Below are 21,950 nucleotides of genomic sequence, written 5' to 3'. Positions count from 1 at the left end.
CGCAGCAGCCGGCCGAGCGCGGATTCCAGCGCGGCACCCGGGAACTCACGCCGGCCGGTCAGGCACTCGAGCAGGACCAGGCCCAGCGAGTACACGTCCGAGGCCGGGCCGACCGACTTGCCTTCGGCCTGTTCGGGGCTCAGGTAGGGGGCGGTGCCGGGAACGGCGCCGTCCTGCGTCACCGGACGGCCGTCGAGTTCGCGGGCGATCCCGAGGTCGGCCAGCTTGGCCTGGTGCGCGGCCGTGAGCAGCACGTTGCTCGGCTTGACGTCCCGGTGCACCAGGCCGTGATCGTGCAGTGCGACCAGCGCCCGCGCGACGCCGGCGCCGACCTGCCGGACCTGATCGGGCGGCAGCCCGCCGGGCGTGACGAGGTCGGCCAGGTTCGGACCGTCGACGAACTCGGTCACCAGGTAGCACGGGACCTCGCGGTCGTCCGTCCCGTCCGGCCGGCCCAGGTGCGCGTCGTACACGGCCAGCAGGTGCGGATCGCTGACCGCGGCGGCCAGCCGCATCTCCCGCGCGCGGCGTTCGGAGACCTCGGTGCCCGGCTGGTCGGGGTGGAAGACCTTGACCGCGACCCGCCGGCCCAGGACCGTGTCGGTCGCCCGGTAGACGGTGGCGCTGCCGCCCCGGCCGGCCGCCTCGTCCAGCCGGTACCGGCCGTCCAGCACGGTCCCCGGCCCGACCACCGGCCGGTCGGCGGCGAAGGGAGCCGGCGCGGCCGCCGTCGCCACCGCGGGATCGGGGCGGGTGATCTCCCGGGTGGGCCCGGGGTGGCGGACGGACGGCTGCTCGCCCGTCCCGCGTTCCGACCGCATCACGGACAGGTTTCCCCCCGGCGCCCGGTCAAACCCGGGAGTTCGCGGCGACGACCCGATTCCCCGGACCGGGTCGGGACGCATCGCCGGTCCCGCCCCCGGGCCGGCTGGGGGGGCGTCACCGGGTGGGCCGTGGCCGGCTGCGCGGGGGCGCCGGGCGGTCACACGCGGACGGCCGCGCCCGGCACGTAATTCGGTTCGTGCCGCTTGACCAGCGCGATCACCGGATAGGTGACCGGCAGGAAGACGACCTCGATGAGCACCTTGTAGACGTAGCCGGTGACGACGTAGCTGACGAACTCGCCCCCGGTGATGACCCCGTAGAACGCCACCGTGCAGAAGACCAGGGTGTCGGCCAGCTCGCCGACCACCGTGGAGCCGATGAGCCGGAGCCAGAGCTTGCGCTCCTGGGTGCGCTCCTTGATCTTGACCAGCACGTAGGCGTTGAGCAGCTGCCCGGCCAGGTAGCCCAGGATGCTGGCCAGCACGATCCGCGGGACGAACCCGAGCACCGCCTCGAACGCGGCCTGGTTCTCGTAGGCGTCGGCCGCGGGCGCGATCTGCACCAGGTAGAACGTCAGCGACGCCAGGACGGACAGCCCGAAGCCCATCAGGATGGCCCGCTTGGCCCGCTTGAAGCCGTACACCTCGCTCAGCACGTCGCCGAGGATGTAGGTCATCGGGAACAGGATCGCCCCGCCGTCGGTGATGATCGGGCCGAACTGGATCAGCTTCGTGGCCCCGATGTTGGAGATGAGCAGCAGCCCGCAGAACAGCACGACGATCAGGTCGTAATTGCCGGAGCGCGGCTTGGCGGTCGCCGGGTCCGGCGGCAATTCGGTCACCGCGCCATCCAAGCAGCCCGCCCCGCCCCCGCTCACCCTGCCCCGCGCGGATCATCGACCGCCGCGTACCCTGCCCCGCGCGGATCATCGACCGCCGCCTCACCCCGCGCGGATCATCTACCGCCGCCTCACCCCGCGCGGATCATCTACCGCCGCGCGGATCATCCGGGCCCGAATGTGGCTGGTGGGACTGGAGTCGACGATTTCGTCCGCGCGCCCATCCACACCCACCGGTGTGGACCGCTGCGCGGATCAAATAGCCCGGAATGTGGCGGGTGGGACGGACGTCGATCATTTGATCCGCGCCGGCGTTGTTGATCCGCGCGGCGAAGGGGGCGGGGGGCCGGGCGGGGCGGGGCAGAGCGGGGGCCGGCCGGGGCGGGATCAGGTGGTGACGAGGGCGGCGGGGTCGACGATCCAGGGGTCGCGCGGCAGGGCGGACGGGTCGAAGCGGGGCAGCAGGTCGGCCGGGGTGGGGTGCTCGTCGGGGCCGGCCAGGCCCGCCGAGCGGGCGAGCAGGGCCAGCACGTCGACGGCGGAGCGGCCGGCGGCGGCCAGGTCGGCCAGGGTGACGGCGCCGTCCCGCTTGGCCAGGCGCTGCCGTTGCCGGTTCAGCGCCAGCGGCACGTGCGCGTACCGCACCGGCGGCAGGTCGAGCAGGCCGGCGAGGTAGGCCTGCCGGGGGGCGGAGGTGAGCAGGTCGTCGCCGCGGACCACCTGGTCGACGCCCTGCGCGGCGTCGTCCACCACCACGGCCAGGTTGTACGCCGCGACCCCGTCGTTGCGCCGCAGCACCAGATCGTCGACGGCGCCGGTGAAGGGGCCGGTCAGCATGTCGTCGGCGGTCCACCGGTCGACCGCGGCGCGCAGCCGCAGCGCGCTGGGCCGGCCGGTCGCCCGCCGGTGCCGTACCTGCTCCGCGGTCAGCGACCGGCAGGTCCCCGGGTAGGCGCCGTCGGCGCCGATCCGTTGCGGGAACGACGGGTCGGGGTGCGGCGCGGACGCCGCCTCCCGGATCTCCCGCCGGGTGCAGAAGCACTCGTAGGCCAGGTCGCGGCCGACCAGTGTGGCGATCGCCGCGTCGTACCGGTCCGTGCGGTCCGACTGGTGCACCACGGGCCCGTCCCAGTCCAGACCGAGCGCGGCCAGGTCGGCCAGTTGCCGGTCCGCGGCGCCGGGCCGGACCCGGTCCAGATCCTCCATCCGCACCAGGAACCGCCGGCCGGTCGAGCGGGCGAACAGCCAGGCCAGCAGCGCGGTGCGCAGGTTGCCCACGTGCAGGTCGCCCGACGGGCTCGGGGCGAACCGGCCCGCGGTCATCGTCGCGGCCGGGCGCGTCGGTGCGCCGCCGGCCATGCGCGACCGCGGAGCATCAGCAGGCGTGAGACCTGCCGACCTTCCGCACACACCCGGGCGCCGCTCATCGCCGCCATCATGCCGAAGCGCGCGCCGGCCGGTACGGCCGGGACTGCCGGGACTGCCGGGACTGCCGCGATGAACCCGCCGGATCCCGCCGTCCGCGACTACCTCACCGAGCTCGCCCGCCGGTGCCGTGACGTCGTCGGTGCCGATCTGGTCGGCGTCTATGCGGGCGGCTCACTCGCCCTGGACGGCTACCGGCCGGGCCGCAGCGACATCGACGTGGCCGTCGTGGTCGCCGGTCGGCTCGACGGCGAGGCCAAGTGCGCGCTGGTCGCCGCCCTGCGCCACGAGAACCTGCCGTGCCCGGCCCGTGGCCTTGAGCTCGTCGTCTACCGGGCCGAGGTCGCCGCGGCCGGCGGCATCGACCCCGGCTTCGAGGTCGAACTGAACAGCGGCGCCCGGATGGATTTCCGCGCGACGCAGGATCCGGCGGACCGGCCGGCCGCGGACGGGCAGTTCTGGTACGCGATCGACCGGGGCATCCTGGCCGACCACGGGCGCGCGATCGTCGGTCCGCCCGCGGCCACCGTCTTCGCCGGGCCGGGCGACTGGGAGCTGCGCGGGCTGCTCGCCGAGTCGCTGCGTTGGCATCTGCAGGCGCCGGCCGCGGCGTCCGACGACGCCGTGCTCAACGCCTGCCGCGCGCTGTGCCGGGTCCGCAGCGGTCGCTGGCTGGCCAAGCCCGTCGCCGGGGCCGCGGTGCGGGCCCAGCCCGGGACGCTGGACACGGGGATCATCCGGGCCGCGTTCCGGGCCCGGGACGGTGGCCCGCCGCCGGACGTCGCCGCGGTCCGGCGGTTCCAGCGGGACGTGCTGCGCCTGATCGAGGGCTGATCGGACCCGGGCCGCACCCGGCCGGCCGCGACCCCCTGGCCGCGCGATCTCGGCCGTCGAGCGCAGCCGGAGCCGGTCAGAGCCGGCCGGACCCTTCCCGGTCGGGCGTGGCGACGGCGTCGGACGCCGGACCGGCCGCGGTGCCCGGGACGGTGCCCGGGACGGCGGCGGCCGCGACGGCCGGAACCGGCGCGGGGTCGGGCATCGAGGGGGCGCCGGCGATCAGGTCGGACACCCAGCGCCAGCGGGGATCCCACTTGGCCTGGAACTTCGCCTCGCGACGGCGCGCCCGCTCGATCTTGCGCGGCTTGCGGTACCGGTGCCGCGCCCACCAGGAGTTCGGCCGGGCCAGCCGGCAGGACGCCCACCACGCGACCGGCCCGATGAAGCAGCCGACCAGGGCGGAGCGGTACTTGCCCTTCAACACGCAGATCAGGAGCAGGCCGAAGTGCAGCGTGGCCGCGGTCAGGAAGGTCAACCGGACCTCGAGCCCACCGGTGGTCACCTCGTCGACCCCGAGCGGGCTGAACCCGAGCAGGACGAACCCGAAGACGGCGGTGGCCAGCCCGATCATCTCCACCGAGATGCGGCCCTCGTTCGCCCAGTACACGTCCTGCAGGTGCAGGATCAGCGCGAACTCGTCCAGGATCAGCGAGATGCCGATGCCGGACAGCACGCCGGCGATCTCGATCCACGGCGAGTCCGGTCCGCGCAGCGCCATGATCGAGCCCAGGATCAGCAGGATGATGCCCGGCACGGCGTGATGGATGTGCACTCCGGACGAGGACACGTTGTTCTTGAACGGTCCGATCCCGGCCCGGATCAGGCGGGTGATGATCCGGGTCGACAGGAACGTGACGATGAACGCGGCGAAACACAGGAGCAGGGGCAGCTTGCCCGGCTCGATGATGTTCTCGTCCCACCACTGGCCCATGGCCGAATCGTAGGTGCCGGGAGCGTCACCGGATGGGTGGTTCCGCGGCGGCGGGACGGCGACGCTGGACCCGGCCCGCCCGGGACCGGTACAACACCGCTGTGACGTTCCTGCGGCGCGGCCCGACCGCCCCGGCCGCGATGCTGGACGCGGCCGCCGCCCGGGGCTGGCGGCAGGTCGCGCCACCGTCCCTGGTGGGTCTGCAGCCGCCCGTCCTGGCCCGCGCCGACGTCGAGGAGCTGGCCGGCCGGCGCCCGACGCCGTGCGAGTACTGGGCGGCGGCCGCGCCGGACGGGATGCTGGCCTCCCACCTGTCGGTGTTCCACGACGAGTACGACACGTCCAGCTTCGACATGGTCAGCTGGGACGATCCGAGCACCGCGGTGCCGCTGCCCCAGACCGAGCTGGCCCTGCACGGCCACGGCCGGCAGCATCACCGCCTGGCGAGCCGTTTCGACCCCTGGGGTTCGACGACGGTGCCCGTGCCGGTGGCCGGGCTGGGACTTCGCGTGCGGCGGGACTGCGCGCCGCCGGCCGCCCGGGCGTTGGCCGGCCACCGGAACCTGGGGGCCATCGCCGCGCTGCTCGACGAGGACCGCGGCGGGGCCCGCCTGGACACCCTCGACGGCCGGTGCGCCCTGTGGCGGCTCACCGCCGGGCCGCGCCGCGGCGCCCGCCGGTGGCAGGCCCTGATCGAGGCGGCCGAGCTCGCCCGTCCCGTCCTGCACGATGCCGCCCGGGCGGCCGCCTGACCGGGCGGGTCGGCGGGCACCCGGATCGGCCCCGGTCCCGCGACCGGGCGGGCGGGGCCCGCGCTCAGAAGGAGACGTCCCGACCGACCGAGATGGTCCGGTCGGTGGGCAGGCCGAGCACGTCGGCGCGGGGCGGGCCGAGGCGGTGCAAAGCGGCGAAGATCCGCTGCCGCCACGACAGCACCAGGGCCGACGAGCGGTGCCGGGGCGAGACGTGCGACAGCACGAAGTGGGTCGTGCGGGGGTCGGTGCCGGCGAGTTCGGGATGGGCGTCGCGGACGGCGGCGATGAGCTCGGGCACCGTGAACCGTTCGTAGTAGCCGACCCGGCACTCGATCTCGAACACCCCCGGCCCGTGGGTCACCACGGTGGTCCGGCCGGTGGGCGGCAGCAGGGCCTGGTCGGAGACGCTGACCCGCAGGATCAGCACCACCCGGTGCAGGGCCCGGGTGAAGTCGATCATCGCCCGGAGCCCGAGCGGGGCGACGCCCGCGCTCTGGGTGAGGTAGACGGCGGTGCCGGGGACCCGGTGCCCCTTGCGCAGGTCGGCCAGGGCGGCGTCGATGCTGTGCTCGGCGGTGCTGGCGTCGCTCTGCAGGGCGGCGTGCATCCGGCGGTCGCCCCACGTCCAGATGCCCATGATCGTCACCAGGACGACGGCGATGCCCAGTGGCAGCCAGCCGCCGGTGGGGATCTTGAGCAGGTTGGCGGCCAGGAAGAGCAGCATCACCAGCAGGATGCCGGCGGCCACGAAGAAGCCGGGGGACCAGCGCCGCTCGGTCTGCCGCAGCACCAGGTAGATCACCGTGGTGATGACGATGGTGATGGTCACGGCCAGCCCGTAGGCGTCGGTCAGCGCCGCCGAACTGCGGAACGTCAGCACCAGCGTCAGCACCGCGACGGCGACCATGGTGTTGACCGCGGGTAGGAAGATCTGCCGGGAGTTGTGGGTCGAGGTGTGCTTGACCAGCAGGTGGGGGAGCAGCCCGAGCCGGCCGGCCTGGTGGACGACGCTGAAGCTGCCGGAGATCACCGCCTGGGACGCGATGATGGTGGCCAGGGTGGCGAGGACGACCATCGGGATCGTCGCCCGGTCGGGCACCAGCGTCCAGAACGGGTTGGCCGCGTCGTTCGGGGTGCGCAGGACCTCGGCGCCCTGACCCAGGTAGTTGATGACCAGGGCCGGGAAGACGACGGCCAGCCAGGCCAGCACGATCGGCCGCCGCCCGAAGTGGCCCATGTCGGCGTACAGCGCCTCGGCCCCGGTGATGGCCAGCACGACCCCGCCGAGCGCGACGAACGCGACCCACGGCTGGTGCACGACCAGGAACACGATCCAGTGCGGGGACAGCGCCTGCAGCACCTCGGGCGTGCGGATCAGCGAGGACAGGCCGAGCCCGGCGGCGACCAGGAACCAGATGATCATGATCGGGCCGAACAGCCGGCCGATCCGGTCCGTGCCGAACCGTTGCAGCAGGAACAGTGCGGCCAGGATCACCACCGCGATCGGCACCACGGCCGGCGCCAGGCCGGTGTCGGCCGATTCCAGGCCCTCCACCGCCGAGAGCACCGAGACCGCCGGGGTGATGACCGCGTCACCGAGGAAGGTGGCCGCGCCGACCATGGCCAGCGCGGCGCAGACCGCCACGACCCGGGTGCTGCGGCTGCGCAGCCGCAGCAGGCCGAACAGCGCGAGCAGGCCGCCCTCGCCGGCGTTGTCGGCCCGCATCAGCAGCCGGGTGTAGAGGACGGTCACCACCAGCAGCAGTGCCCAGATGATCATGGAGGTGGTGCCCATGATCAGGTCGCGGTCGAGCGTGCGGTGCGGGGTGTTGACGACCGTCTGGTACGTGTACAGCGGGCTCGTCCCGATGTCGCCGAAGACCACGCCCAGCGCCCCGATCACCGCCCCGGCGCTCGCCGGAGCTGCCGTCCTCTTCGCCATGTGGGTCAGCATGACGGCCGGCTGGTCCGCCGGGGGAGCGCCTCGCCCGGATGAGCCGGGGCCGGGGGCTCACCGTTCGTTCCGACGGCGCCCGATGGGCGAAGCGTCACCGTCTGGGTGGTTCCCCGGACCGGCCGCGCTTACCCCGCGGTCCGCCCCGGCAGTGCGGGTGCCTGCGCCCCGGGGGCCGGCGACCGGACCGGGATCAGCGCGGCCAGCCCGAGCGCCAGCACCAGCAGGATGCCGATGATGCCGGCCCGGTCCGCGCCGAACAGGAACGTGAAGAAGCCGAACAGGGTCGGCGCCAGGAACGACACCGCCCGTCCGGTGGTCGCGTACAGGCCGAAGATCTGGCCCTCCCGGCCCAGCGGGGCCAGCCGGGCCATGAAGGTGCGGGACGAGGACTGTGCGGGCCCCACGAACAGGCACAGGATCAGCCCGAAGATCCAGAACATGGTCGGGCCGGACACGAACAGCAGCACGCCGCCGGCCACCAGCATCCCGGAGAGGGAGAAGACGATGACCGACTTGGGCCCCAGCCGGTCGTCGAAGAAGCCGGCGGTCAGGGCGCCGAGCGCGGACACCACGTTGGCCACCACGCCGAAGATCAACACGTCGGCGCTGTCGATCCCGTAGACGGTGACGGCCAGCACCGCGCCGAAGGTGAACACCCCGGCCAGGCCGTCCCGGAACAGCGCGCTGGCGCCCAGGAAGTACACGGTGTGCGGGGCGGTGCGGTACAGCTCCGTGAGGTCGCGGAACAGCAGCCGGTAGGAGGCGAGGAAGCCGACCCGTTTCGCGGCCGGGGCGCCGTGGATCTCCGGCACCGCGATCAGCACCGGGATCGCGAACAGCAGGAACCAGGCGGTGGCGAAGAGGGCGACCATGCGGATGTTCAGGCCGTCGGCCGAGGTCACCCCGAACCAGCCGACGTCCGGCGCGATGAAGCCGACGTAGCAGACCAGCAGCAGCACGATGCCGCCGAAGTAGCCCATCGACCAGCCGAACGCCGAGACCCGGCCGATCGTCCGCGGCGTCGAGACCTGGTGCAGCATCGCGTTGTAGGAGACGGACGCGAACTCGAAGAAGATCGAGCCCAGGCTCAGCAGGAGCAGGCCCAACCACAGGTAGTGGTAGTCGTTCTTGACGAAGAACAGGCCCGCCATCGAGGCGACGGTCAGGGCGGTCCACACCCCCAGCGACAGCTTGCGCCGGCCGCCGGCGTCGGCCCGCTGGCCGGTGATCGGCGCGAGGATCGCGACCAGGAAGCCGGCGATGCCCAGCGACCAGCCGAGCCAGGTGTTGGCCGAGATCGACCCGGGCAGGTCGTCGCCGACCGCGTCGGTCAGGTAGACGGAGAAGACGAAGGTGAGGATGACCGCGTTGTAGGCGGCCGATCCCCAGTCCCACAGACCCCAGGCGATGACGCGGCCGGCCGGCACCGGGCGGCCGTAGCTGCCCGGTTCGATGGAGGCGGTGCTCACCGGGGGAATGTATGGCCTGCCCGGCGGGTCCGGCACCTCGACCCGCACCGGGACCGGGCCGCGTCGCGCTCGCTCAGGGGCCTGCGGCCGGCCCGGCCGTCGGCCGGTCACCCCGGATGAGGTCCCGGTAGTGGGTGAACGCCGGGCGGGGGGTGCGCACCCCGGAGTCGGGGTCGACGTGCACCAGCCCGGTCCGCGGCCGCCGGCCGGCCGACCCCTCCCACCCGTCCAGCAGGGTCCAGTGGAAGTACCCGGCCACCGGTACGCCGGCGGCGGCGGCCCGCCGGAGGGCGGCGAGGTGGCCGTCCAGGAAGTCGATCCGGGCGGGGCCCCCGACGTCGGGGGCGCCGCCCTCGTCGTCGAAGGCACCGGCGGTGGCGGTGACGTACACCGGCGGCAGCCGGGGATACCGGTCCCGCAGGTCCAGCAGCGCCCGCTCCAGCGACGGCGGGTGCAGCGGCAGGTCGGTCGCCGACCGGGGGACGCCGGCCATCGGCACCAGGCTCAGCGGGACCGACCGGTTCTCCGGGGCCGCGGCGACCGTCACCGGGTGCTCGTAGGTGACCCCGTAGAAGTCCAGCGGGGCGGCGATCGCGGCCGGGTCGGCGTCGGCGACGAGGTCGTCGGGCACGCCGGGCAGGGTGATCAGCCGCTCGGGGTAGGCGCCGAGCAGCACCGGGTCGGCGAACTGGCGATTGTGGTAGCGGTCGTAGAACCCGGCGGCCCACCGGTCGGCGCCGCCCGGCCCGGCCGGGCGCACGGCGGTGTGGTTGTTCACCAGCCCCACCCGGCCGGCTCCGGCGGCCCGGAGGGCGGCGACCCCGCGGGCGTGGCCCAGCAGCAGATGGTGGGTGACGGCGAAGGCGCCGCCGAGCAGGGTCAGACCGGGGGCATCGACCCCGACCGCGTGGCCCAGGGCCATGTGCGCGAACGGGTCGTCCAGCGTCGCCCACCCGTCGACCCGATCGGCCAGGCGGCCGGCGACCAGGGCCGCGTAGTCGCCGAACCGCTCCGCGGTGTCCCGCACCAGCCAGCCGCCGTCGAGCATCAGCTCCAGCGGCAGGTCCCAGCGGTAGAGCGCGACCCAGGGCCGGATGCCGCGGGCCAGCAGGCCGTCGACCCGGGCGTCGTAGGCATCCAGGCCGGCCGGAGCGGCCGGCCCGGACCCGCCCGGCTGGACCCGCGGCCAGGACACCGAGATCCGGTAGGCGTCCCCGCCCAGCGCGGCCTGCAGGGCGAGATCGGGGTCGGCGTGCCCGGGTCGGGCGGCCGGGTCGGGGACCGTGCCGTCGGCGATCCGGCCGGGCGCCGCGGCGAACGCGTCCCACACCGACCGGCCGCGGCCCGCCGAGCCCTCGACGTGCGGGGCGCCGGAGGCCACCCCGAGGAGCAGACCGCCGGGTCCGGTCATCCGGCGGCGTCCGCGGGGTCCGGGGCGCTGGCCGGGTCGGGCGCGACGTGCGGGGCGGCCGGCCGGCGGGGGCCGGGGGCCGGGTCCGGCGGGACGGGCAGCGGGCCGGTCAGGTACCGCTGGACGGTGCCGCCCACCGACGCGACCACCTGACCGGGCGGCAGGGCCGCCACGGGCTCCAGGGCGAGCAGGTAGCGGCCGACGATCAGGCCGACGACCTGCGTCATCACGAGCCCGATCCGGCGCTCGCGCTCGGCCTCGGGGATGCCGACGGCGGCGGCGAACGGGGCGGCGACCGAGGCGACGACGAACTGCCGGAGCAGCCGGGCCCGCCCCTCGTCGGCCAGTGCGGTGCGCAGCCAGCCGGCCAGGCCGGCGCCGGCCGGCGACTCCCAGACCGTCAGGATCATGGTGACCAGCCGCTCGCCGAGGCCGTCCGGACCGTCGGCACCGACCCGCTGCAGCAGGGCCGGCAGATCGATCGGCAACTCGATCGTGGCCATGAACAGGTCGTCCTTGGTCCCGAAGTAGTGGTGCACCAGGGCCGGGTCGACGCCGGCCCGGCCGGCGATCCGCCGGATCGACGAGCCGTCCAGACCGGACTCGGCGAAGGTCGCGCGGGCGGCGTCGAGAATCGCCCGCCGGGTGTCCGGGTTGCCGGGCCGGCGTCCGGTGCGGGCCGGGCGCCGGCGGGCGTCGGGTCCGGCGGTCATGCGTCTCCTCGGGTCAGACGGTCCGCCGGCGCAGGGTCGCCGCGGCCAGGACCAGACCCAGGATCACACACCCGCCGACGACGGCGAGGTCGGTCCAGAACGTCGACGTCGGCTCGGCGTTGCCGCCCACCTCCTGCAGCGCCTGCACCGCGTAGCTCAGCGGCATGACGTCGGACAGGGCCGAGAGCCAACCGGCCATCGCGTCCCGCGGCACGAACAGGCCGCACAGCAGGATCTGCGGGATCACGACCACCGGCAGCATCTGCACGGCCTGGAACTCGGTGCGGGCCAGGGCCGAGCAGGCCAGCCCGAGCCCGACCCCGAGCAGGGCGGTGAGCACGGCGATGAGCACCACCAGCCCGGCCGCGCCGGCGGTCGTCATCGCGTACAGCCAGTACGCGCAGGCCGCCGCGACCACGGCCTGCCCGGCGGCCGTCGCGCCGAAGGCGATGCCATAGCCGAACAGCAGGTCGCCCGGTCCGGTACGGGTCGTCATGAGGCGTTCCAGGGTGCCGCTGGTGCGCTCCCGGAGCATGGCGATGCTGGTGATCAGGAACATGATCACGAACGGGAAGATGCCGAGCATGATCAGCAGGATCTGCCCGACCTGGGGCGACCCGTCGTACATCGCGTAGACCAGGCCCATCAGCACGACCGGCACCGCGACCAGCAGCGCCAGGGTGCGCGGGTCGTGCCGGAGCTGGCGCAGGATGCGCACGGTCGTCGCGCCCAGGATGCGGGGATCGATCACGGCGGTCATCGCCCGGCCCCTTCCCGGATCAGCTGCAGGAACGCCCGGTCCATGTCGTCGGTGCCGGCCCGGTGCTTGATCGCGGCGGGGGTGTCGTCGGCCAGCAGCACCCCGTCGCGGATCAGCAGCAGCGCGTCGCAGCGGGTGGCCTCGTCCATCACGTGCGAGGAGACCAGCACGGTCGCCCCGGCCGCCGCCCGCTCGTGGAAGAAGCCCCACAGCTCCTCGCGCAGCACCGGGTCCTGCCCGACGGTCGGCTCGTCGAGGACCAGGACGGGCGGGTCGCCGACGATCGCGCAGGCCAGCGACGCCCGGGACCGTTGACCGCCGGACAGCGTGCCGACCAGCCGGCCGGCCGCCCCGGCCAGTCCGACCTGGTCGACCGCGGCCCGGGCCGCCGCGCCGCCGGCGCCGGCGATGGCGGCGAAGTAGCGCGCGTTCTCGATCACCGACAGGTCCTGGTACACCGACGGCGCCTGGCTGACGTAGCCGATCCGGCGGCGCAGCGAGGCGGACCCGGCCGGTTCGCCGAGCACGGTGACCGTGCCGGACCGCACGATCTGCACCCCGACGATCGCCCGGATCAGCGTGGTCTTGCCGGCCCCGGACGGTCCCAGCAGCCCGGTGATCCGCCCGGCCCCGGCCCGGCAGCTCAGGCCGTCCAGCACGGTCGCCCGACCCCGCCGCACGACCAGATCGGTCACCACGATGCCGTTCGCCACGGCTCCCACCTCCCGATATCTCAACGGAGGATGAATTCTCGTTCCGAGCTGACGGTAGACCCGGTGCGGACGGGATGTCAACGCCTGATGAATTCGGGTGTGACGCGCGTCGTTCGGCACGACCGCGTCCACCGGCCCGGATAGCCTCAGCACATGTCGCGCAGCCTGTACATCACCGCGCCGGAGGCGCATTCCGGGAAGTCGGCGGTGGCCCTGGGGCTGGTCGACCTGCTCAGCCGTCGGGTCGGCCGGGTCGGCGTCTTCCGGCCGATCATCGACTCGGAGGATGATCGCGACACGGTCGTGGACCTGCTGATCGCGCATCCCGGCGTGCGGCAGGACCACGCCGACGCCACCGGCGTCAGCTATGCGCAGTGGCACGCCGACCAGGACGCCGCGCTGTCGCGGATCGTCGACCGGTTCGGCGAGCTGAGCGCCGAGTACGACGCCGTGGTGGTGGTCGGCAGCGACTACACCGACGTCACCACCGGCAACGAGTGGGCCAGCAACGCGCGGATCGCGGCCAATCTCGGGTCGCCGGTGGTCATCGTCGTCAACGGGTCCGGGCGGACCCCCGCGGTGATCGCGGCGACCATCGAACTGGCCAGGTCGGAGCTGGTCACCTGGCACGCGCAACCGGTGGCGGCGATCGCCAACCGGGTCGACCCCGAAGCGATCGAGGCCGTCCGCGACCTGCTCGGCCGCGGCGGCCTGGTCTCCGGCGCGATCGCCGACGTCCCGCTGCTGGGCGCGCCGACCGTCGCCGACCTGCGCGACGCCTGCGGGGCGGTGCTGTGGCGCGGCGACGAGGAGCTGCTGGCCCGGGAGTCGATGGGCTTCCTGGTCGCCGCGATGACGCCGCCCAACGTGCTCAAGCGGCTGCGGCCGTTCACCACCGTCATCGTCCCGGGCGATCGCTCGGACATGCTGCCGGCGTTGATCCTGGCCCACCAGTCGGCGACGTTCCCCGAGCTGGCCTCGATGGTGCTGACCGGCGGGTACACCCCCGACTCGGCCATCACCCGGCTGATCGACGGCATCAAGCCGGACATGCCGATCCTGCTGGCCAACTCGGGCACGTTCGAGACGGCGACCGGGTTGGGCCGGGTCCGCGGCCGGCTGACCGCGGATTCGGCGATCAAGCTGGAGAAGGCGCTGCAGGCGTTCGCCGAGGGGGTCGACGCCGACGCGATCGTCGGCGCGCTGGACGTGGCCGATCCCAGCGTGGTCACCCCGATGATGTTCCAGTACCGGCTGATCGAGCGGGCCCGGGCCGACCGCCGGCACGTGGTGCTGCCCGAGGGCGAGGAGGAGCGCATCCTGCGGGCCGCGGCCATCCTGCTCCGGCTGGACGTGGCCGACCTGACCCTGCTCGGCGACGAGATGGCGATCAAGGCCAAGGCCGACACCCTGGGCCTGGACATCTCGGCCGCCCGGATCCTGTCGCCCACCGATCCGGAGCTGGTCGCTCGGTTCGCCGCCGAGTACGCCCGGCTGCGCGCGCACAAGGGCATCACGCTCGAGCTGGCGACCGACATCGTCAGCGACGTCTCCTATTTCGGCACGATGATGGTGCACCTGGGGATGGCCGACGGCATGGTCAGCGGCGCCGTGCACACCACCGCGCACACGATCCGGCCGTCGTTCGAGATCATCAAGACCGCGCCGGGCACCACCGTGGTCTCCAGCGTGTTCCTGATGTGCCTGGCCGACCGGGTGCTGGTCTACGGCGACTGCGCGGTCAACCCCGACCCGACCGCCCCGCAGCTGGCCGAGATCGCCGTCTCGTCGGCGCAGACGGCCGCCCAGTTCGGGGTCGATCCCCGGGTGGCGATGCTGTCGTACTCGACCGGCAGTTCCGGCTCGGGCGAGGACGTGGAGAAGGTGCGCGCGGCCACCGAGATCGTGCACCGGGAGCGGCCCGACCTGCTGGTGGAGGGACCGATCCAGTACGACGCGGCGGTCGACCCGGACGTCGCCGTCACCAAGCTGCCCGACTCCAAGGTCGCCGGCCGGGCGACCGTGCTGATCTTCCCGGACCTGAACACCGGCAACAACACCTACAAGGCCGTGCAGCGCAGCGCCGGGGCGGTCGCCATCGGCCCGGTCCTGCAGGGCCTGAACAAGCCGGTCAACGACCTGTCCCGCGGGGCGCTGGTCGCCGACATCGTCAACACCGTGGCCATCACGGCCATCCAGGCCCAGGGGGGCGCGTCCTGATGCGGTATCCGATCCTCGTGGTGAACTCCGGTTCCTCGTCGATGAAGTACCAGCTGATCGATCCCGACGAGGGCCAGGCGGTGACGGTCGGCCTGATCGAACGGATCGGCGTCGCCGGCGCCGAGCCGGGCCGGGCGACCCACCGGCAGGACGGCGAGGAGTTCGAGTTCACCGGCGAGATCGCCGACCACGCCGCCGCCATCGAGGTGATGAAGGACCTGTTCGACCGGGCGGGCCGGCCGATCGCGCGGTCCGGGCTGGCCGGCGTCGGCCACCGGGTGGTGCACGGCGGGTCGCGGTTCGGCGACCCGACACTGATCGACGCCGCGGTGCTCGCCGCGATCAAGGACCTGTCGGTGCTGGCGCCGCTGCACAATCCGGCGAACGCCATCGGCATCGAGCAGGCGATGCTGGCGTTCCCGGACGTGCCGCAGGTGGCGGTGTTCGACACCGCGTTCTTCCGGGACCTGCCGGCCGCGGCCGCGACCTACGCGATCGACCGCGCGGTGGCGCAGCGGTACCAGGTGCGGCGCTACGGCTTCCACGGCACGTCCCACCAGTACGTCGCCGGTCAGGTCGCGCAGGCGCTCGGCCGGGACCTGGCCGACCTGCGGCAGATCGTGCTGCACCTGGGCAACGGGGCGTCGGTGTCCGCGGTCGCCGGTGGCCGGGCGGTGGAGACGTCGATGGGCCTGACCCCGCTGGAGGGTCTGGTGATGGGCACCCGCAGCGGCGATCTCGACCCCGGCGTGGTGTTCCACCTGGCCCGGACCGGCGGGCTGTCGATCGACGAGATCGACAATCTGCTCAACCGGCGCTCCGGCATGCTCGGGCTGTCCGGCGTCTCCGACTTCCGTGATCTGGACGCCTTGATCGACGGCGGGGACGCCGACGCCGCCCTGGCCCTGGACGTCTACTGCCACCGGGTGCGCAAGTACATCGGCGCGTACCTGGCGGTGCTCGGCGGCGCCGACGTCGTCACCTTCACCGCCGGGGTCGGCGAGAACGCCGCCACCGTGCGGGCCCGGGTGCTGGCCGGGCTCGAGGGCCTCGGCCTGGTCCTGGATCCCGAGCGGAACGCGGTGCGATCGCCGCAGCCGCGGGTCATCTCGGCCGACGGGTCGCCCGTCACGGTGATGGTCGTCCCGACGAACGAGGAGCTGGCGATCGCCCGCGCGACCCTCGCGCTCGTCCGCTGACCGGTGCTGGCGGTCCTGCAGGGCCTGACGACGATCGGCCTCGTCGTCGGGGTGGGCTACGGGCTGGCCCGGACCACCCTGCTGCCGCCCGGCACCCCGACGGTGCTCTCCCGGCTGGTCTTCTTCGTCGCCACCCCGGCGTTGCTGCTGGAAACCCTGGCCGGGGCGTCGATCTCGGCGGTGCTGTCGGCCGGGCTGGCGGTCACCGCACTGACCACCACCGTGTCGTGGGCGATCTTCCTGCTGATCGCGCGGGTGTGGTGGCGCCGCGACGTCGGGTCGGTGGTCGTCGGGTCCCTGGCGGCGTCGTACGTCAACGCCGGCAATCTCGGCATCCCGCTGGCGGTCTACGTCTTCGGTGACGCCGCCCTGGTCGCGCCGGTCATGCTCTACCAGCTGACGGTGCTCGCGCCGATCGCGTTCGTGGTGCTGGACATGGTCGAGTCGGGACGCCGGCCGTCCTGGCGGCGGGTGCTGATCCAGCCGGTGCGCAACCCGGTGATCATCGCCTCGGTGATCGGCATCTCGCTGGCCGCGACCGGGGCGAGCATCCCGGCGCTGATCGACGCCCCGCTCAAGCTGATCGCCGGGATGGCCGTGCCGGGCGCGCTCATCGCGTTCGGCATCTCGCTGCGCGGGGCGCCCCTGCCGGGCCGGGGCGGCCGGGCCGCCGACCTGTCGGTGGTCGCGGTGCTCAAGCTGATGGTGATGCCGGTCGTCGCCTATGTGCTCGGGCGCTGGGTGTTCGGGATGAGCGGGGTGCCGCTGCTCGCCTCGACCATGTGCGCCGCGCTACCGACCGCGCAGAACGTCTTCGTCTACGCCGTCCGCTACCAGGCCGCGGTGCCGCTGGCCCGGGACGCCGTCGCCACCACGACCCTGTTCTGCATCCCGGTGCTGGTCGCCATCGCCGGCCTGCTGTCCTGACCGCCTGCTGTCCTGACCGCCTGCTGTCCTGGCCGCCCGTCTGTCCTGACCGCCGTCCGGCTCGCGTCCTGACCACCGGCTCGCCGCCCTGACCGCCGCCCGCCGCTCCTCCGGACCCGCCTGCTTCGCTGATCAAACCCGCACCAAAGCCGGACGAATCGGGCAACACGCGCGGAATTGATCAGCCTGGCACCGGGGTCCCCCGGCACGGCCGTGTGCCGGGTCGCCGGCCGGCCGGACGGCGTCAGCGGCCGTAGGCGTCGAGCCAGCGGGCCATCTCGGCGTAGACCGCCGCCCGCACCGGCGGGGTGGAGAGCAGCAGGTCGTGCATGCCGTCAGCGATCCGGACGCAGGTGACGTGCCGGCCGAGCATCGTCGACCAGCGGGCGATCGCGTCGGCGTTGAGCACGGCGTCGCCGCGCAGCAGCTCATCGGTCCACTGCTTGGCGCGGACGGTGCGGCTGCTGCTCATCGCCAGCAGCGGCATCGGCAGGCCCAGGCCGGCGTGGGCCCGGGCGATGGCCCGCTGGGCGGCCGAGAGCCATTGGGCCCGTACTACTCCGCCGGTGACGGGCTTCCACGCCGGGTTGAACTCCCACTCGCCGCGCTCGGTGGCGTGGATGCTGATCTGGTACTGGCTGCGGGTGGGCTGCTGGAGCACCAGCTGCGGCCGGTTGCGGGCCAGCACGGCGAACGGCCGCGGGGCCAGGGCCCGCAGCGCCCAGTTCGCCGGCACGTCCAGGAACGGGCTGTTCAGCACGACCGCCGTCACGGGGGACAGGTCGGTGCCCAGTTTCGGCGCGTCGTGCAGCCACAGCACGCCGATCAGCCCGCCGGTGGAATGGGCGTTGAGCACGACGCTCTCGTGGCCGTCGGCGACGATCGTGGCCAGCGCGGCGGTCAGCTCGGGGTAGTAGTCGGCGACGTCGGCCATGTCCGCGGGAGTCTGGTGGGCCAGCAGCGACCGGCCGTTCTTGCGCAGGTCGACGGCGTAGAAGTCGTCGCCGCGGGCGGCGTGGAAATCGGCCAGCTCCCGCTGGTGGAAGTAGTCGGAGAAACCGTGCAGGTACAGCACCGCGCTCGACGTGGGCCGGGCCGCCCGGCGCCGGACGAGCGTGGAGACGACCGGTCCTTCCCGGTCGTCGGGCAGCACGAGGGTCAGCGCCTCGTACGGCGCGCCGAAGATGTCCGGCTGCGGGTCGGTGAACACCGCCGGTCCGTCGCCCGGCGCCGCCGGGTCGGACTCCGGGCCGTTCACCGCCCGACGCGCCGGCGTCGCGTCGGACGCCCGGGGATCGGACACCGCAGGATCGGACACCGCAGGATCGGACACCGTGGAATCGGACACCGGGTCTGGCACCGGCCCAGGATAGTCAGCAGACTCGTCGACGTGAGCGGGACCGAGCAGTTCGAGCGGGGGACCGACGGACCCCGGGTGATCGTCGTCGCGGTCGACGGATCGACGACGTCCCTGCGGGCCGCCGCGTACGCGGCCGGGCTGGCCCGGCGTCAGGCCGCGGAGCTGGTCGCGGTGGTGGTGATCGCGGGGTCCTCGCTGGTCGGCCTGGCTCCGGCGGCGATGCCGGCGTTCGACCAGGCCGAGCGTCAGGTCGCCGACGAGCTGCGGGCCCAGTTCGTGGAGGCGACCGCCCGGGCCGGTGTGCGGGCCCGGTTCATCGAGACCACGGGTGACCCGTTCACCGAGATCTCGCGGATCTGCGAGAAGGTCCTCGCGGATGCGGTCGTCGTCGGGGCCTCGACCTCCGCCGGGCACCGCATCGTCGGCTCCGTCGGCGTCCGGCTGGTCCGGGCCGGCAAGTGGCCCGTCACCGTCGTGCCCTGACCGCGCGGATCATCTACCCCGGCGCGGCTCAACTCGTCGACTTCCGTCCCACCCGTCCCATCTGGCGTGATTTGATCCGCGCAGGTGTCCACACGCCGGCCGGCCGGGTCAGCGGCCGTCGAGGTCGACGGCGTCCGGTTCGCCCGGATCGGCGGCACCCTGCCGTTCGTCGCGGTCGGCCCACTCCAGCAGCGGGGTGATGTCGAACGGCGCGCCGTCGATGCCGGCGTGCAGGTCGCCGAGCTCGGCGTACCGCGCCGGCACGGTGGCGATGGTGAAGTCGTCGGGCAGCACGTCGTCGATCTCGTCCCAGCGGACCGGGGTCGAGACGGTCCCGCGGGGCGTCCCGCGCACCGAGTACGCGCTGGCGATGGTGTGGTCGCGGGCGTTCTGGTTGTAGTCGACGAAGAGCATCGCCGGGTCCCGATCCTTGCGCCACCAGGCGGTGGTGACGTCGGCCGGGGCGCGGCGCTCGACCTCGCGGGCGAAGGCCAGCGCCGCCCGCCGCACGTCGGCGAAACCCCAGAGTGGCGGGATGCGGACGTAGATGTGCAGGCCCCGGCCGCCGGACGTCTTGGGCCAGCCGACCGCGCCGAGCTCGTCCAGCACCTCGTGGGCGACGCCGGCGACCCGCCGGACCCGGCCGAAGTCGCAGTCGGGCATCGGGTCCAGGTCGATCCGCCACTCGTCGGGCTTCTCCGTGTCGGCCCGCCGCGAGTTCCACGGGTGGAACTCGACGGTGGACATCTGCACCGCCCAGACCACGCTGCCCAGCTCGGTGACGCACAGCTCGTCGGCGGTCCGCCGGTACCGGGGGAAGAAGACCTTCACCGTCTGCACCCAGTCGGGTGCGCCGCGGGGAAGCCGCTTCTGGTGCACCTTCTCGCCGGCCAGACCCTCGGGGAACCGGTGCATCATGCACGGCCGTTCGCGCAGGGCGTTGACGATGCCGTCGCCGACCGACAGGTAGTAGTGCGCCAGGTCGAGCTTGGTCGCGCCGGTCTCGGGGAAGTAGACGCGCAGCGGGTTGGTGACGCGCACGGTGCGCTCGCCGACCGTCAGCTCGATCGGGTCGCCGGTGTCGCTGGAGCGGGCCATCCGGTCACGCTACCCACCGTCGTCCGGCCACGCCGGAACCGCGCTCGCGCGGACGAAGTGACGCCGGTTGGGACGGGTGGGGCGGACGTCGACGAGTTGAGCCGCGCCGGGGACGTTGATCCGCGCGGTCAGCCGGGCAGGACGGCGGCCACGGCCTCGGGAATCGGGGTGTCGCCGCCGATCAGCTCCAGGGTCAGCCCGGCGGTGCGGGGCTCGTCGAGCAACGCCAGCAGCACCGCGGCGACGTCCTCCCGCGGCACCTCGCCCCGGCCGGTCTTCTCGGCCAGCCGCACCTCGCCGGTGCCGGACGCCATGGTCAGGGCGCCGGGGCGCAGGATCGTCCAGTCCAGGTCGCGGGCGCGCAGATCGTCGTCGGCGGCCTTCTTCGCGTCCAGGTAGGCGGCGAAGACCTCGTCCGCCCCCGCCGGCAGGCCGGCGGCACCGGTGTCCGCGCCCATCGACGAGACCATGACGTAGCGCCGCACCCCGGCCAGCTCGCAGGCCTGGGCCAGCAGCACGGCGGCGCCCCGGTCGACGGTGTCCTTGCGGTCGGCCCCGCTGCCCGGACCGGCGCCGGCGGCGAACACCACCGCGTCCGCGCCGGCCAGCACGGTCGCCAGATCCTGCGCCGAGCCGGCCTCCAGATCGAAGATCACCGGATGGGCGCCGAGGGCGACGACGTCGGCCTCCTGCTCCGCGGAGCGGACCAACGCGATCGCGTGTTCCTCCCGCTCGCCGAGCAGCCTGGCCAGCCGCAACCCGATCTTGCCGTGTCCACCCGCGATGACGACCCGCATGCCGCCCACCGTACGCACATTTGCTGACATCATCGTCGGGTGCCCGACTGGCTGAGCCTCCTCCTGGCGGCGGTACCCATCCTGCTCGCCGCGTCGTTCGCCACCCGCCAGGTCCGGTACTCCACACGGTCGCGGTCGATCCCGCAGGTGCCCTCCGGGTGGCTGCCGGCCAGCGGCGTCGTGGTCGACGAGCAGTCCTACGGCCGCCGGGCGAAGGCCAAAGACGGCACGATGCAGCGGATCCGCCGGCCCGTCATCACCTACCGGACGGTCGACGGGCGCGAGGTCACCTTCACCTCGCGGATCCGGGCGGCCGGCACCCCGCGGGTCGGCACCCTGGTCGACGTCTACCACGACCCGCAGAACCCCACCCTGGCGTGCATCGCGCCGCACTCGCTGGCGAACGTCGCCCCGGCGCTCCGCGGGGCCGACCGCACGGTGATCGTGGCGATCTGGGCGGTCGCCGCCTTCGTCATCGTCATCATCGGGGTGGTCGTGCTGCAGGCCCGGGCCTAGCCGATCGGGCGGGGTCGTCGACCGTCGGGTTACCCGCCATAGCGGGGCGGGGGATCACCGGGTCGGACCAGTCCGTGCTGATAGGCGGTTGCGACCGCCTGCGCGCGATCGTGGACGGCCAGTTTCATCAGGATTCGTCCGACATGTGTCTTGACGGTCGTCATCTCGACGGTGAGACGTTCGACGAGATCGTCGTTTGTCAGCCCGTGGGCCATGAGAATGAGCACCTGACGCTCTCTCGCAGTGAGCTGGGCGAGTGCGTCCGACGGCGCCAGGTTCGTGTCCGGGCGGGAACGGAACTCGGAGATCAACCGCCGGGCGACGGACGGATCGAGCCACCCGTCGCCGGCGGCGACCGCACGGACGGCGCGAATGAGCTCGTCCGGCTCGGCGTCCTTGAGCAGAAACCCGGATGCCCCGGCGCGGAGCGCGGCGTAGACGGCGTCGTCGGCGTTGTAGGTCGTCAGGATGATCACCTTGACGAGGTGGTCGACATCGTCGGGCTCCTGGACAAGATGCCTCGTGGCGGTGACCCCGTCGGTCCCGGGCATCCGGACGTCCATGAGGACGACGTCGGGCTGATGCTCGGCGGCCATGGCGATCGCCTCGGCTCCGTCCCGGGCCTCGGCGACGACCTGGATGTCAGGCTGGGCGTTCAACAGCATCGCCAGGCCGGTGCGGATCAGCGCGTGATCGTCGACCACCAGCACGCGCAC

General features: G+C 73.6%; 21 protein-coding genes. 7 read left to right on the top strand and 14 right to left on the bottom strand.

The window, feature by feature from the left end; all coding sequences use genetic code 11:
• The 3 genes from ACOJUF_RS08300 to gluQRS all read right to left on the bottom strand — a co-directional run.
• Positions 1 to 821 (bottom strand): serine/threonine-protein kinase (locus ACOJUF_RS08300; RefSeq protein ID WP_420121387.1); only part of this gene is annotated, 821 nt, incomplete at its 3' end.
• A gap of 161 nt (positions 822 to 982) precedes the next feature.
• Entirely contained in the window at positions 983 to 1,666 is a 684-nt protein-coding gene (locus ACOJUF_RS08295) for a queuosine precursor transporter (RefSeq protein WP_420121386.1), read from the bottom strand.
• 384 nt (positions 1,667 to 2,050) lie between these two features.
• Positions 2,051 to 2,986, bottom strand: coding sequence for a tRNA glutamyl-Q(34) synthetase GluQRS (gluQRS, locus tag ACOJUF_RS08290; protein ID WP_420121385.1), 936 nt, complete (start codon positions 2,984 to 2,986; stop codon positions 2,051 to 2,053).
• Positions 2,987 to 3,160: 174 nt separating this feature from the next.
• Here gluQRS and ACOJUF_RS08285 point away from each other — a divergent pair, with 174 nt between their 5' ends.
• Positions 3,161 to 3,922, top strand: coding sequence for a nucleotidyltransferase domain-containing protein (locus ACOJUF_RS08285; protein ID WP_420121384.1), 762 nt, complete (start codon positions 3,161 to 3,163; stop codon positions 3,920 to 3,922).
• Between the two features lie 76 nt (positions 3,923 to 3,998).
• Here ACOJUF_RS08285 and ACOJUF_RS08280 read toward each other — a convergent pair whose 3' ends face one another.
• Positions 3,999 to 4,856, bottom strand: a complete 858-nt coding sequence (locus tag ACOJUF_RS08280; RefSeq protein WP_420121383.1) for a hypothetical protein — start codon at positions 4,854 to 4,856, stop codon at positions 3,999 to 4,001.
• A 101-nt stretch (positions 4,857 to 4,957) separates the two neighbouring features.
• Here ACOJUF_RS08280 and ACOJUF_RS08275 point away from each other — a divergent pair, with 101 nt between their 5' ends.
• Positions 4,958 to 5,608: a hypothetical protein gene (locus ACOJUF_RS08275; RefSeq protein WP_420121382.1), complete on the top strand. Its 651-nt coding sequence runs from the start codon at positions 4,958 to 4,960 to the stop codon at positions 5,606 to 5,608.
• 64 nt (positions 5,609 to 5,672) lie between these two features.
• Here the strand turns inward: ACOJUF_RS08275 and ACOJUF_RS08270 are convergent, their stop codons facing one another.
• The 6 genes from ACOJUF_RS08270 to ACOJUF_RS08245 all read right to left on the bottom strand — a co-directional run bounded on the left by ACOJUF_RS08270 (position 5,673) and on the right by ACOJUF_RS08245 (position 12,634).
• Entirely contained in the window at positions 5,673 to 7,553 is a 1,881-nt protein-coding gene (locus ACOJUF_RS08270) for a KUP/HAK/KT family potassium transporter (protein WP_420121381.1), read from the bottom strand.
• 140 nt (positions 7,554 to 7,693) lie between these two features.
• Positions 7,694 to 9,037, bottom strand: a complete 1,344-nt coding sequence (locus ACOJUF_RS08265) for an MFS transporter (RefSeq protein ID WP_420121380.1) — start codon at positions 9,035 to 9,037, stop codon at positions 7,694 to 7,696.
• Between the two features lie 73 nt (positions 9,038 to 9,110).
• Entirely contained in the window at positions 9,111 to 10,448 is a 1,338-nt protein-coding gene (locus tag ACOJUF_RS08260) for a family 1 glycosylhydrolase (RefSeq protein ID WP_420121379.1), read from the bottom strand.
• Positions 10,445 to 11,161, bottom strand: a complete 717-nt coding sequence (locus ACOJUF_RS08255) for a TetR family transcriptional regulator (protein ID WP_420121378.1) — start codon at positions 11,159 to 11,161, stop codon at positions 10,445 to 10,447. The genes ACOJUF_RS08260 and ACOJUF_RS08255 overlap by 4 nt, the downstream gene beginning before the upstream one ends.
• 13 nt (positions 11,162 to 11,174) lie before the next feature.
• Positions 11,175 to 11,909, bottom strand: coding sequence for an ABC transporter permease (locus ACOJUF_RS08250; RefSeq protein ID WP_420121390.1), 735 nt, complete (start codon positions 11,907 to 11,909; stop codon positions 11,175 to 11,177).
• An 8-nt stretch (positions 11,910 to 11,917) separates the two neighbouring features.
• A complete protein-coding gene (locus ACOJUF_RS08245) occupies positions 11,918 to 12,634 on the bottom strand; it encodes an ABC transporter ATP-binding protein (RefSeq protein WP_420121377.1) in 717 nt (238 codons plus the stop codon).
• Positions 12,635 to 12,787: 153 nt separating this feature from the next.
• Here ACOJUF_RS08245 and pta point away from each other — a divergent pair, with 153 nt between their 5' ends.
• From pta to ACOJUF_RS08230, 3 genes are read left to right on the top strand one after another with little or no spacing between them, the layout of a single operon-like run.
• Entirely contained in the window at positions 12,788 to 14,854 is a 2,067-nt protein-coding gene (pta, locus tag ACOJUF_RS08240; RefSeq protein WP_420121376.1) for a phosphate acetyltransferase, read from the top strand.
• Complete coding sequence (locus ACOJUF_RS08235; RefSeq protein ID WP_420121375.1) at positions 14,854 to 16,053, top strand: acetate kinase; 1,200 nt, start codon at positions 14,854 to 14,856, stop codon at positions 16,051 to 16,053. The genes pta and ACOJUF_RS08235 overlap by 1 nt, the downstream gene beginning before the upstream one ends.
• A 3-nt stretch (positions 16,054 to 16,056) precedes the next feature.
• Positions 16,057 to 16,980, top strand: coding sequence for an AEC family transporter (locus tag ACOJUF_RS08230; RefSeq protein ID WP_420121374.1), 924 nt, complete (start codon positions 16,057 to 16,059; stop codon positions 16,978 to 16,980).
• Positions 16,981 to 17,224: 244 nt separating this feature from the next.
• Here ACOJUF_RS08230 and ACOJUF_RS08225 read toward each other — a convergent pair whose 3' ends face one another.
• Positions 17,225 to 18,298 (bottom strand): alpha/beta hydrolase, encoded by a 1,074-nt coding sequence (locus ACOJUF_RS08225; protein ID WP_420121373.1) that lies wholly within the window; start codon positions 18,296 to 18,298, stop codon positions 17,225 to 17,227.
• A 72-nt stretch (positions 18,299 to 18,370) separates the two neighbouring features.
• Between ACOJUF_RS08225 and ACOJUF_RS08220 the strand changes: the two genes are divergently transcribed.
• Positions 18,371 to 18,823 (top strand): universal stress protein, encoded by a 453-nt coding sequence (locus tag ACOJUF_RS08220; protein WP_420121372.1) that lies wholly within the window; start codon positions 18,371 to 18,373, stop codon positions 18,821 to 18,823.
• Positions 18,824 to 18,931: 108 nt separating this feature from the next.
• On the opposite strand, the gene ligD is transcribed toward ACOJUF_RS08220, so the two are convergent.
• On the bottom strand, positions 18,932 to 19,921 hold the full coding sequence (gene ligD, locus ACOJUF_RS08215) for a non-homologous end-joining DNA ligase (protein WP_420121371.1): 990 nt from the start codon (positions 19,919 to 19,921) through the stop codon (positions 18,932 to 18,934).
• A 128-nt stretch (positions 19,922 to 20,049) separates the two neighbouring features.
• Entirely contained in the window at positions 20,050 to 20,718 is a 669-nt protein-coding gene (locus tag ACOJUF_RS08210; RefSeq protein ID WP_420121370.1) for an NAD(P)H-binding protein, read from the bottom strand.
• Between the two features lie 39 nt (positions 20,719 to 20,757).
• Here ACOJUF_RS08210 and ACOJUF_RS08205 point away from each other — a divergent pair, with 39 nt between their 5' ends.
• Entirely contained in the window at positions 20,758 to 21,234 is a 477-nt protein-coding gene (locus tag ACOJUF_RS08205; protein ID WP_420121369.1) for a DUF3592 domain-containing protein, read from the top strand.
• A 29-nt stretch (positions 21,235 to 21,263) separates the two neighbouring features.
• Here ACOJUF_RS08205 and ACOJUF_RS08200 read toward each other — a convergent pair whose 3' ends face one another.
• Complete coding sequence (locus tag ACOJUF_RS08200; RefSeq protein WP_420121368.1) at positions 21,264 to 21,944, bottom strand: response regulator; 681 nt, start codon at positions 21,942 to 21,944, stop codon at positions 21,264 to 21,266.
• Between the last annotated feature and the right edge of the window lie 6 nt (positions 21,945 to 21,950).

Source organism: Nakamurella sp., from assembly GCF_048594475.1.
In the GTDB taxonomy this organism is placed as follows: Bacteria; Actinomycetota; Actinomycetes; order Mycobacteriales; family Nakamurellaceae; genus Nakamurella.
Note: the sequence above shows the minus strand (reverse complement) of the source record. Positions and strands in the feature narration are given on the sequence as shown.